Source organism: Aeromonas sp. QDB62 (genome assembly GCF_027705695.1).
GTDB lineage: Bacteria > Pseudomonadota > Gammaproteobacteria > Enterobacterales > Aeromonadaceae > Aeromonas > Aeromonas allosaccharophila.
Window position 1 is genome coordinate 1 of sequence record NZ_JAPDCD010000070.1, and the last position, 12081, is coordinate 12081.

The following is a 12081-nucleotide window of genomic DNA, read 5'->3' on the forward strand; positions in this document are numbered from 1 at the left end:
GCCAAGGCCCCAGAGGTATAGTGTGAAAAAAGCCAATAAAAACAATGCCAGTCAGGCTTAACTGACTGGCATTAAGCCCAAGGCTCCGGTTTTTTATTCCATTCAATCCACCATGACGTCTGGCCCCTAACCAGCCACCATCAGTAGTTGATGCTGACGTAGGGTACTTCCGGCACCTGCCAGCGCTGCTTGAGGTAGACGGTGAGCACGAAGAAGAAGTTGGCCAGCAGGTTGGCGAAGCGATAGAGAATGGGATCGAAGGCCACCCCGCTCTCTTCCAGCCGGACCAGCAGCCGCACCACCTTCTTGCTGCCGCAGCGGCACAGATGGAGGGTTGGAATGGGCTGCGGCCCCTGTGGCAGCACGAAACCGGTGACGCTGCCGCGACTCGCCTCGTTGTAGTGGTCGTAACGGGCCTTGAGCCACTCAAGATCTGCGTCGAAGATCCCCAGCTTGCCGCGTACCGAGCCGTTGAGGTTGTAGATAAGCCGCTGCAACGCCGCGAGATCCACCAGCATGGGCTCGGTATCGGCATCCGGCGCAAGGTGTGACAGCACGGCCCCGACCTGACAGCAGAGCTCGTCGGTGGCGATTTCAAAATCACATTTGAGCGAGGTTTCGAAGATAAAGGGGTAGCAGAGCTCGCGCTTGTCTCTTGGCTTCTTGGGGTTCATGGGGCAACCGGATTGGAGAAAAGGCCAGTTTGCCAGCCCCGGGAAGGGCTGGCAAACGGCAGGTCATTACTTGCGTTACGCGCTGTGGCTCAGGCGTTCTTACTGGCGGGCTCGGTGGAGGGCTGGAACTGGTTGATCATCCGCAGCGCCTCCAGCATCCGCTGGTTGAAGCTGGTGAAACGATCGACCTGCAGCGGGTCCTCTTCCCCTCTTGCGGCCAGCACGGCCGGGGTCAGCGCCTGTTGCTGGGATGGTGGCAGCAGGCTATCCGCCTGTTTCTGCACCTGATCCAGCTTGGGCAGGTAGTCGGCAAACGGCTTGATCAGATCCTGCAGGGAGTGTGCCCCCTGATAGGTCTGGCTCAGCTTGACGCTCTGCTTGAGCTTGAGGGAATAAGAAGCCAGCTGGCTGTCATCCAGTTTCAACTCGCTCGCCTTGTCCAGCAGATCCTCGAAGTTGCCGGAGAAGAAGTTCCCCGCCAGCTCGTCGATCCCCTTGACCAGCTTGCCGATGGACTCCATCTCGTCGCTGTTGAGATCCCCCTCCAGCGAGAAGCTGAAGCTCTGGCTCGACTTGAGGCTGAACTGGCTGCCGCTCTCGCCGCTCTGGGACTTGGTCTGCCAGCTATCGTTGAAGCGCAGCACCACCTTGTCGCCATCCTTGGTCTGGATTTCCAGATAGCCCTGCTGGCGGCTGGCCATCTCGGCCTGTCCCATGTCGGTCGGGGAGACCTTGCCGAAGAACTCCTTCTCGAACTCGTCGAGCCCCTTCTGGATCAGCTTGTAGCTCTGATCGATACCGGTCTTGATATCCTCGTTGTCGGTCGCCCACTTGCCGAGCTGTTTTTTTGCCTCGCCAAAACCCTTGTCGATCCCCTTGCGGGCCTGCTCCATCATCCCGGTCAGGTCGTCATCGGATTTGCCATCGGCCCGCGCGGCACCTAGCCGCCCGGTCACGAACTGCAGCACGTTGTCCGCCACCGACTGGAAGTCGAACAGGGTCTCCGGCGTGATCTCCTCTGGCTCCTTCACCTTCGGCGCCTGGTAGCCCTGGCCGTTGATCTCCAGCGAGAACTGAAGCGCCTGCTGGATCAGCACTTGCGCCCACTTGGGCGGCTTGTGCAAGGAGACCTCCTCCTCGCTCTTGACCTGTTTCGACTCCGCCTGTTGCGGCGATTTGGGAGAAACACCCACTCCCTTGGGTTGGGCCGCGCCCACGCCTTCGATTTGCATAATGTGTCCTCCCACCATGCCTGTAGATCAGCTATCGGCCTGACTGAACACTTCTTGACCACAAAATACTGGACAATCTGCCGCTGGCTTTTAAAATCGGGCCCCTTTGGGTGGCCTGTTGCCTTCCCCCGATTTCGACCCGGCCCGGCCGGTGTGCATGTGAGGTATTTATGACCCAATCCCAACAGCCTTCCGCGAACGCTCCGGCGCCTAGAACCGCGGCCGACTATCAGGCCCAACTCGACGAAAAGAGCGCTCGCCTCACCGAGCTGTTTGCCGGCTTCACCCTCCCGGCACTGGAAGTGCACAGCTCACCGGCAGAGTACTACCGGATGCGCGCCGAATTTCGCATCTGGCACGAAGGGGATGACCTCTTCCACTGCATGTATGCCCCGGCGACCAAAGAGATCATCAAGATAGACCACTTCCCCACCGCCAGCCGCCTCATCAACCAGTTGATGCCGCTGCTGCTGGAGGGGCTGCGCCCGCACCCTGTGCTGCGCCGCAAGTTGTTCCAGATCGACTACCTCTCCACCCAGTCCGGCCAGATCATTGTCAGCCTGCTCTATCACCGCAAGCTGGAGGCCGAATGGCAACAGGCCGCCGAGGCGCTGCAGGCCGATCTGCGCGCCAAGGGGTTCGCGCTGCAGCTGATTGGCCGCGCCCACAAGCAGAAGATCTGTCTGGGGGATGACTTCGTCATCGAACAGCTCAACGTGGCGGGTCGCCAACTCACCTACAAACAGGTGGAGAACAGCTTCACCCAGCCCAACGCCGCCATCAACGAGCAGATGCTGGCCTGGGCACTCGATGTGACCAAGGGGAGCGAAGGTGACCTGCTGGAACTCTATTGCGGCAACGGCAACTTCTCCATCGCGCTGGCGCAGAACTTCCGCAAGGTGCTGGCCACCGAGATCGCCAAGCCGAGCGTCGACTCCGCCCAGTTCAACATCGCCGCCAATGGCGTCGACAACCTGATCATCCTGCGCATGTCGGCCGAGGAGTTCACCATGGCGATGCGTGGCGAGCGGGAGTTCAACCGCCTCAAGGGGGTCGACCTCAAGAGCTACCAGTGCAACACCATCTTCGTCGACCCGCCCCGCGCCGGTCTTGACGATGCCACGGTCAAGCTGGTGCAGGAGTACGACAACATCCTCTATATCTCCTGCAATCCCGAGACCCTGCAGGCCAACATGGCGGTGCTGGGCGAGACCCACGAGATCGCCCGTTTCGCCCTGTTCGACCAGTTCCCCTGGACCCATCACATGGAAGCCGGGGTCTATCTGCGCCGCAAGGCCGGTTGATTCAGGCAGACGGGAAAACAACAACAGGGCCGGATGGCCCTGTTTTGTTATTGGCTGAACACCGGCCTCACTCCAACCGGAAGTGGCCCACGATCTCCCGCAGCCGGTCGTAGGTCTGCCCCATCGCCGCGGAGCTGGCGACCGTTGCCTCCCCGTTGTGGGTCAGCTGGCGGATCACTTCGGCGATGGCGCTCATGTTGCGATTGATCTCTTCGGCCACCGCACTCTGCTGCTCCGCCGCCGTGGCGATATGGCTGATGAGATCGTTGATCTCCACCACTTCTCCCGCCATCAGATCCAGTGACTCGTTGACCTTGGTGGTGTTCTCGGCCGCCCCCTGACAGCTCTGCTTGGTGTTGCCCATGGCCTCCACCACCGTCCGGGTGCCGCGCTGCAGGCTGGCCAGCATGGTCTGGATCTCGGCAGTGCTCTTCTGGGTGCGAGCCGCCAGCGAGCGCACCTCATCCGCCACCACCGCAAAGCCACGACCCTGTTCACCGGCGCGGGCCGCCTCGATGGCGGCGTTGAGGGCCAGCAGGTTGGTCTGTTCGGCAATGCTGCCGATCACCCCCAGCACTGAGCCAATCTGCTGCACATCCTGCTGCATCGCTTCGATGGAGCGAGCGGTCTCCTCCACCTCGTCCACCAGCGCCATCACGCTGGCCATCGCCTGATCCACCACCTGACGGGACTGGCTCGCCAGCTGCTGGCTCTGGCCGGTGAGCTGGGCGGTGCTGGCCGCACTCTCGGAGACGGAGACCGCGGTGCGGCTCATCTCGTTGATGGCGGTGACCACCTGCTCGGTTTCGCGCACATGGTCCGCCAGCAGGGACTGGGCGGCGCCGGTCTGGCTGGCCAGCCCCTCGATGCCGCTGTTGAGCTGGCCGCTCGCCTGCCGCACCTCTCCCATCATCTCCTGCAGCCGCTCGATAAAGCGGTTGATCCCGGCCGAGATCTGGCCAAGGTCATCCTTGCTGGTCACCGCCAGCCGGCGAGTGAGATCGCCGCTGCCACGGGAGAGCTCCAGCACCAGATCCCGCAACGAGACAATGGGTCGATAGGCCACGTTGAGTGCCAGCATCGCCAACACCATCACCACGATCGCCACACCGAGCAGCGCCATGATGATCTGGCCATTGAGGGACCGGGTCATGGCACGGATGTAGTCAAGATCGATGTAGCCGGTCAGGGTCCAGCTGCTGCCGCGAATATCCAGCTGGTTGGGGCGCGCTTCGCTCTCCCCTTGCGGCTTGCTGTCATAGAGGCTGTTGCCCTGGCTGTCGGCCAGCGAGAAGTAGCGGCCTTCGCCACTCATCTTCTCCAGCAGGCTTTTGAACTCGCTCATGTCGAGGTAGTAGAGATAGGCGGAATCGGCGCCGCGCGGCACCAGAATGGTGATGACCGGCTTGCCATCCACCTGTTGCAGCGGGCTGACGGTGATCTGGTTGTTGGCGGCGGGGATCAGCTTGCGCAGGGCATCGACTCTGGCGCTGTCGTTGATGACCCCGCTCACGTCGAATGCCATATCGCCGATCACCTTGACGATATTGTGAAAGCCGGTCTCTTGCAGGGTCTTCTTGACGTTGGTCACCCCGAAATTGAGGTTGGCGGCCAACAGGATTTTCTGATTGATGTCGCTGGCCAGCTTCTCTTTGACCAGGGTGATCTGCTCGTTGATGTTGTGGGTGGCCTGAGTGCGAATGTAGCCACTGATGAAGTGGTTGACGCTGAGCCCGGCGGTGCCGATGGTGACCAGAATGGCCAGGAGCAGCAAGAGGTAAATCTTGACCTTGAATGGCATGGGTTCCCTCCAGAAGAGAGGGCTGGCAGCGCCAACCCTCCCTGCCAATCGTTATTTCTTCTTGGCGTACTTCATGGAATCCAGTGCCACCGCCAGAATGATGATGCCGCCCTTGATGATGAACTGCCAGTAAGGGCTGACCCCGATATAGGTCAAACCATAGTTGATCAGGGTGAAAATGAGTACGCCGGTGATCACACCCGCAACCGTCCCCACCCCGCCAGCAAACGACACGCCGCCCACCACGCACGCCGCGATGGCATCCAGCTCGTACATGAAGCCGAGGTTGTTGGTGGCGCTACCGATCCGGCCCGCTTCCAGCATGCCGCCGAAGGCGTAGAACACCCCCGCCAGCGCATAGATCATCACCAGATTGACCGCCACGTTGACGCCGGAGACCTTGGCCGCCTCCGGGTTGCCACCGATGGCGAAGATGTTTTTGCCAAAGCGGGTCTTGTTCCACAGCACCCAGACAAAGACGCTGGCGATGGCCGCATAGAAGGTGAGATACGAGAGCTTGAATCCTCCTATCCGGATAAACCCTTGGGCAAAGCTGGAGAAGCGGGGATCAAACCCGGCCACCGGCGAAGCACCCACCGAGTCAAAGTAGAGGGAGTTGATGCCGTAGACGATGATCATGGTGCCCAGGGTGGTAATGAACGGGGTGACGTTCAGGTAGGCCACGATCAGACCGTTGACCAGACCGATCAGCGCCCCCACCACACACACCAGCAGGATCACCACCGGAATGGGCACCTCTCCCAGCGTCGGGAACACCTTGTTGACGTTGGTCAGCGCCTGCAACATGGTTGCCGCGATGAGTGCCGCCAGACCGACCTGACGACCGGCCGACAGATCCGTCCCCTGGGTGATGATGATGCCAGCCACCCCCAGCGCGATGATGACCCGCACCGAGGACTGGGTCAGGATGTTGCTGAAGTTGGTGAGGCTCAGGAAGGATGGCTCCTGGATCACGATGACCATGAGCAGCACCAGCAGCACCAGATAGATGGCGTTTTCCTTGAGCGCCTGCATCAGATTGAAATTTTTAGCCGACTCCATAAATGTCTTCCTGTCTCTAGAGGTACAGAGATGCCAGGCGCAGTATCTCGCTCTGGTCAGTTTCTTTGGTATTGACGATCCCGGCGACCCGGCCATTGCTCATCACCATGATGCGGTCGGTGATCCCCAGCAATTCCGGCATCTCTGACGAGATGATGATGATCCCTTTGTCCTTCTTCGCCAGCTCCAGGATGAGCTGGTAAATCTCGAACTTGGCCCCGACGTCGATGCCGCGAGTGGGCTCGTCGAGCATCAGGATCTCCGGCTGGGTCAGCAGCCAGCGACCGATGATCACCTTCTGCTGGTTGCCCCCGGAGAGGGAACCGATCTGGGTCTGCTGGGTCGGCGTCTTGACCCGCATGGAGTCGATGACCCACTGGGTGTCGCTCTTCATCTTGTTGTCGCTGAGCAGCCCCATGGAGCCTTTGTAGCTGTCCATGTTGGCGATCAGGGAGTTGAAGGCGATATCGAGCCGCGAATAGATGCCGGTGGAGCGGCGCTCTTCCGTCACCAGCGCAAAGCCGTTGCGAATCGCTTCGTGGGCGTTGTGGTTGGCCACCTCTTTGCCGTGCAGCTTGATGCTGCCCTGGCTGCGATCGCGAATACCGAACAGGGTCTCGACGATATCGGTGCGCTTGGCCCCCACCAGTCCGGCGATGCCGAGGATCTCCCCCTTGTGCAGGTTGAAGGTCACATCCTGAATGGAGGGCTGGTTCTTCGCCGTCAGGTGTTCGATCTCGAGGATCACCTCTTTCGGCTGGTTGGTCTTTTCCGGGAAGCGCTGGGTCAGTTCACGGCCGACCATCATCCCGATGATCTGATCCATGGTCATGCCCTTGAGCGGCTGGGTTGCCACCCACTGGCCATCCCGCAATATGGTGATCTCGTCACAGAGCTGGAAGATCTCTTCCATCTTGTGGGAGATGTAGACGATGCCGCACCCCTTATCCTTCAACTTGTTGATGATCTTGAAGAGGTGGTTCACCTCTTTCTCGGTCAGCGAGGAGGTGGGTTCGTCCATGATGACGATCTTGGCGTCGTAGGAGAACGCCTTGGCGATCTCGATCATCTGCATCTGGGAGACCGACAGGGTCGCCACCTTGACCCGCGGGTCGATGTCGATATCGAGCTCATCGAAGATGCGCTTGGTGTCGTCATACATCTTGCCGTGGTCGATAAACCATCCTCTGGTGGGGTAGCGACCGAGCCACATGTTATCCATCACGGAGCGCTGCAACACCAGGTTGAGCTCCTGATGCACCATGGAGACGCCATTTTCCAGCGCCTCTTTCGAGGAGGTGAAGTTGATCTCCTGCCCCTTGAAGAAGATCTTGCCCTGATCCTTCTCGTAAATGCCGAACAGGCACTTGAGCAAGGTGGATTTCCCCGCTCCGTTCTCGCCCATCAACGCATGCACAGAATGAGGACGGACCCGTAAATTGACATTATCGAGTGCCTTGACGCCGGGAAAGCTCTTACTGACGTCAATCATCTCCAACAGCCATTCTGATTGTTGCTGTGTTGTCATATCAGCCATCACATCTGGTTGAAAAAAGGGCAAGGGGATCTCCCTTGCCCTGGAGGGGGAATTACTCGAATTGGGACAGGTTGTCTTTATCCACACCCACGTAGGCAACGCGCACTACCTTGTTGTCGATCTTCCAGTTGGTACCTTCACCGGCCGGTTTGCCTTCCGCCAGGTTCTTGGTCAGCTCGAAGGTGGCTTTGGCTTGGTTGGCCGCATCGTTCAGCACGGTACCCGCCATGGCACCGCTCTTGACCATGGCCAGCGCTTCCGGCAGCGCATCGACGCCGAATACCGGGATATTGCTCTTGCCCTGGGCTTTCAGTGACTCGACCGCGCCCATTGCCATGCCATCGTTGTTGGCGATGACCACTTCGATCTTGTTGGCGTTGGGGCCGGAGATCCAGGCGTCCATCTTGTCTTTCGCCATGGCGGTATCCCACATACCGGTATCCATGTGCAGCTGATCAGTCTTGACGCCGCCATCGTTCAGGGTCTTGATCACGTAGGAGGTACGGGCTTCCGCATCCGGGTGGCCCGGCTCCCCTTTCAGCAGCACGAACTGGATCACACCATCCTTGTTCAGATCCCACTCCGGATGGGCTTTCCAGTGTTTGGCAATCAGCTGACCCTGGATGATCCCTGACTCCTTGGAGTCGGTACCCACGTAGTAGGCCTTGTCGTAGCTTGCCAGATCGGTAGCGCTCGGCTCCTTGTTGTAGAAGACCACCGGGATATCTTCACCGCGAGCCTTCTCGATCACCACCGGCGCCGCTGCCGGGTCAACCAGGTTGATGGCCAGCGCCTTCACCCCTTTGGCCAGCAGCACGTCGATCTGGTCGTTCTGCTTGGACTGGTCGTTCTGGGAGTCGTTCATCAGCAACTCCACACCCGGAGTGGCCGCCGCCTCCTTCTCGATGGCCTTGCGCACTACCGCCATGAAGTTGTCGTCGTATTTGTAGACGGTCACCCCGATACGGGTGTCAGCCTGGGCATTGGCGCCAGCCATCATGCCCATCAGCAGGGCGGCAACGGTCGTCAGTTTTTTCATTGTGTGTGCTCCGATGTATCTATCTGTTTGTTTGTAGGGTGGCGAGCAATTGAGCAAGCGCCAGTCAATGTAATCAGTTTGTTGTCATTTCTTCTGTGATCATGACGACAAAATGAAAACGATTACACTCTGTTACATTGAGAGTTTTGTTTTATTTATCAATGACATAAAAATTAAACCCGAATGCGAGACTCAAACAATTCCACTGCATAGAGGCTAGTCGTTATCGCTCTGTTGTCAAAACGGTCCGACTGATTCAACCGAGAGTGCAACCCCAGCGGTAACGGCGCCCCAGCAACTGATACTCGGGACGCACGCTCTGGCTCCAGGAGTCATCGCCGCCCACCCCCATGTGGACGCCATCGAGGCAGACCCACAGCCCCTCTTCGGCCACCAGATCGCTCTGGTGACGGGCGGTGGCAAGCTGTTGCTGACTGAAGCGGCTGGCACTGAAATGGAAGGTGCCGCTCACCATCGTGCTGCCCAGCTGCAGCTGACGGGTATCGCAGCGCAAGCCGTTGTCGCTCGGGAAAATATAAGGGGTGTGCATCGCCTCCAGCGGCAAACTCCAGCGCCCCAGATCGGCGCCCAGCAGGCGATCCGGATAGTTCTCGTGCGGGCCTCGGCCCAGCCATTCGGCTCGCGCCGGTACCTCGGCCAGATGGAGCAGCAGACCGATCCGCGGCAACGACGGCAACGTCTGCGCCAGTTCGGTCTCTATCTCCAGGCTCATGGCGCCATCGTCGGTAAAGCGGTGATGCCAGTAACTCACCAGCAACAGCTCATCGTGGTGGAAGTAACCGTGACTGACCCGGATATCCGCTCCGGCGACAGTGATCCCCAAACAGCGGTGTTGCCACTGACCGAGGCCACAGCCCTGCCAGCGAGCAATCCAGGAGCCAGGGTCGGCGTGATCCGCTTCGCTGGTGCCGATGTCGTTGTCCAGCGGCGCGCGGTAGAAGTGATCCATGATCGGCGCCAACAGCTGTTCCTGCCCCGATTTTTGCCAACTGGTGATGCGGCCGCTCAGCTTGTCGAGCCACCACTGGCTGTTTGCGGCAGTGATCCGCCAGCCATCCGGCTGCTCGGTCAGGGTGGCGGCAGCGGCGGGAGCAGGCAGGGCAAGGGGGGTAGGCAGGGTGAACTGCTGACGGGCGACCTTGTGATCCGCCTGCGACCAGAGGGTGGCCTGTGGCTGAACGATGGCCAGATCGAGCCAGGCCAGTGAGCCTGCCGCAAAGGCGGGCAGCGTCTCGCTCAGGGTCAACTCGACCACCCCTTGCGGCGCCAGCGTGAGGGAAACCTCCCCCTGCTGCTGCACATGGCCGTTCTCGCACAGCTGCCAGCTGAGCCGCTCGTTGTCGGTTTCCCGGAACAGGTATTCGCTCTCGATCCGCACCCGCAGCGGGGTGTGCTCAAGCAGGGTAAAGCGGAACGGCTGTTGGGCACGCTTCGCCTCGCACAGGGCGGGATGGGGAGTGCGATCCGGGAACAGCAGGCCGTTGCAGCAGAACTGGCGATCGTTTTGCACATCGCCAAAATCGCCGCCATAGCCCCAGTAGTGGCGGCCATCGGCGGTGTATTTGTCGAGCCCCTGATCGACCCAATCCCAGACAAAGCCGCCTTGCAGACGTGGATGATCGCGAAACGCCTGCCAGTAGTGGGCGTAGCCCCCCAGACTGTTGCCCATGGCGTGGGCATATTCGCAGAGGATCAGCGGCCGGTGCTCGCCGGGCAGGCCGATCCACTTGGCCAGCGCCCACTTGGGCACCGCCGGGAAGGGTTGATCCTGATGGGTTCTGGCATACATGGGGCAGATGATGTCGGTGGCCGGGGTATCGGCCCCGCCCCCCTCGTACTGCACCGGACGGCTCGGGTCGCTGCGCTTGATCCAGCCATACATGGCATCGTGGGCCGGGCCGTAACCCGACTCGTTGCCGAGCGACCAGATGATGATCGAGGGGTGGTTGAAATCCCGTGCCACCATGCGGGTCGCCCGCTCCAGAAAGGCGTTGCTCCAGGCGGGATCCCGCGCCAGCCGCCCCATGGGGGTCATGCCGTGGGTCTCCAGATTCGCCTCGTCCACCACATAGAGGCCGAGCCGATCGCACAGACGATAAAAATCGGGGTGGTTGGGATAGTGGGAGCAGCGCACCGCGTTGAAGTTGTGCCGCTTCATCAGCAGCAGATCCCGCTCCATGGTGGCACGATCGATGGCATAACCTTTGGCGGGGTGATGCTCGTGACGGTTGGCACCGCGAATAAGCAGCGGCTGACCGTTGACCCGCAGCAGGCCGCCACGGATCTCCACCACCCGAAAGCCCACATCGCACGCCTCGCTCTCGATGGCCTGGCCCTGCTCATCCAGCAAGGTCAGGGTCAGTCGATAGAGATGGGGCGTCTCGGCGCTCCACTTGCGCGGCGCAGCCACATCGAACCACAGTTCGGTGCGATCGTCATAAGCCCCTTTTTCGTCAATGACCTGGGTGCCGATCGGCTGGCGCAGGGTCGCGACCCGCTCGCCGCCGTCATAGAGATTGGCCTCCACCGACAGACCGGCCGCATTGGCCGCCTGCAGTGCAATCTTGAGACGGCCATCCCGATAACAGGCATCCAGCTCAGGGGTCACCCGCATATCCATCAGATGGCGGATCGGTTTGTGCAGCAGGCTGACGGAGCGGAAGATCCCCGACAGCCACCACATATCCTGATCTTCCAGATAGGAACCGTCAGACCAGCGCAGCACCAGCACCGCCAACCGGTTGCAACCGGCGTGCAGGTACGAGGTCAGATCGAACTCGGCGGGCAGGCGGCTGTCCTGGGAGTAGCCGACCCAGTGGCCGTTGCAGAACAGGTGGAAGGCGCTGCTCACCCCATCGAAAATGATCCGGCTCTGGCCGCTAGCCAGCCACTCGGCAGGCAGATCGAACTCGCGGGAGTAGCAACCGGTGGGGTTCTCTGCCGGTACTCGCGGTGGATCGCAGGGGAAGGGGTACTTGATATTGGTATAGATGGGGCCATCGGTGAGCGGCCGCTCAGCCGGATAGGCGGCATCCAGCTGCCAGTTACCCGGCACGGTAATGGGAGTGGCATCCACCAGATCCTGCGCCAGCCAGCTCTCGGGCACTAATTCGGGGGCGGCAAAGAAGGAGAAGCGCCACTCGCCATCGAGCAAGAGACGGGAGGAAGAGGCCAGATCACCTCTGGCATCCGCTTCGCTGCGCCAGCTGAACATGGGGGTATGGGCAGCCAGCCGGTTTACCGACGTAATGGCCTGAGTCTGCCAATCCTGACGCGCCACTATCTCCCTGAGCATTCACTCTCTCCCTGCTGATTGGAAAACGTATTCAGTCTACATGTACAGGATCTTTAGCGGCAACCAATTGAAATAGATATAAAAAAGGCTTCGTTTGTGATCTGATTTTATCGCCA

Annotated in this window: 8 protein-coding genes; 1 reads left to right on the forward strand and 7 read right to left on the reverse strand. The window is 60.3% G+C overall.

From position 1 onward, the window contains the following. Positions 1 to 140: 140 nt before the first annotated feature. Together OKC27_RS21465 and OKC27_RS21470 are read right to left on the reverse strand one after the other, a co-directional pair. Complete coding sequence (locus tag OKC27_RS21465) at positions 141 to 674, reverse strand: ATP--cob(I)alamin adenosyltransferase (protein ID WP_042059505.1); 534 nt, start codon at positions 672 to 674, stop codon at positions 141 to 143. A gap of 89 nt (positions 675 to 763) precedes the next feature. Next, the gene (locus tag OKC27_RS21470) at positions 764 to 1906 is read right to left on the reverse strand and encodes a DUF5610 domain-containing protein (protein WP_182938487.1); all 1143 of its coding nucleotides are present in this window, start codon (positions 1904 to 1906) and stop codon (positions 764 to 766) included. Positions 1907 to 2076: 170 nt separating this feature from the next. Here OKC27_RS21470 and trmA point away from each other — a divergent pair, with 170 nt between their 5' ends. Beyond that, complete coding sequence (gene trmA, locus OKC27_RS21475) at positions 2077 to 3210, forward strand: tRNA (uridine(54)-C5)-methyltransferase TrmA (protein ID WP_075113748.1); 1134 nt, start codon at positions 2077 to 2079, stop codon at positions 3208 to 3210. 67 nt (positions 3211 to 3277) lie between these two features. Here the strand turns inward: trmA and OKC27_RS21480 are convergent, their stop codons facing one another. The 5 genes from OKC27_RS21480 to OKC27_RS21500 form a co-directional block, all read right to left on the reverse strand. After that, positions 3278 to 5011: a methyl-accepting chemotaxis protein gene (locus OKC27_RS21480; RefSeq protein WP_182938488.1), complete on the reverse strand. Its 1734-nt coding sequence runs from the start codon at positions 5009 to 5011 to the stop codon at positions 3278 to 3280. 51 nt (positions 5012 to 5062) lie between these two features. Continuing rightward, positions 5063 to 6073, reverse strand: a complete 1011-nt coding sequence (gene mglC, locus OKC27_RS21485; protein WP_033136342.1) for a galactose/methyl galactoside ABC transporter permease MglC — start codon at positions 6071 to 6073, stop codon at positions 5063 to 5065. A 16-nt stretch (positions 6074 to 6089) separates the two neighbouring features. Then, the gene (mglA, locus tag OKC27_RS21490; RefSeq protein WP_075113798.1) at positions 6090 to 7610 is read right to left on the reverse strand and encodes a galactose/methyl galactoside ABC transporter ATP-binding protein MglA; all 1521 of its coding nucleotides are present in this window, start codon (positions 7608 to 7610) and stop codon (positions 6090 to 6092) included. A gap of 52 nt (positions 7611 to 7662) precedes the next feature. After that, positions 7663 to 8649, reverse strand: a complete 987-nt coding sequence (gene mglB / locus OKC27_RS21495; RefSeq protein WP_042059495.1) for a galactose/glucose ABC transporter substrate-binding protein MglB — start codon at positions 8647 to 8649, stop codon at positions 7663 to 7665. Positions 8650 to 8905: 256 nt separating this feature from the next. Further along, the gene (locus OKC27_RS21500; protein WP_182938489.1) at positions 8906 to 11965 is read right to left on the reverse strand and encodes a beta-galactosidase; all 3060 of its coding nucleotides are present in this window, start codon (positions 11963 to 11965) and stop codon (positions 8906 to 8908) included. Positions 11966 to 12081 lie beyond the last annotated feature (116 nt).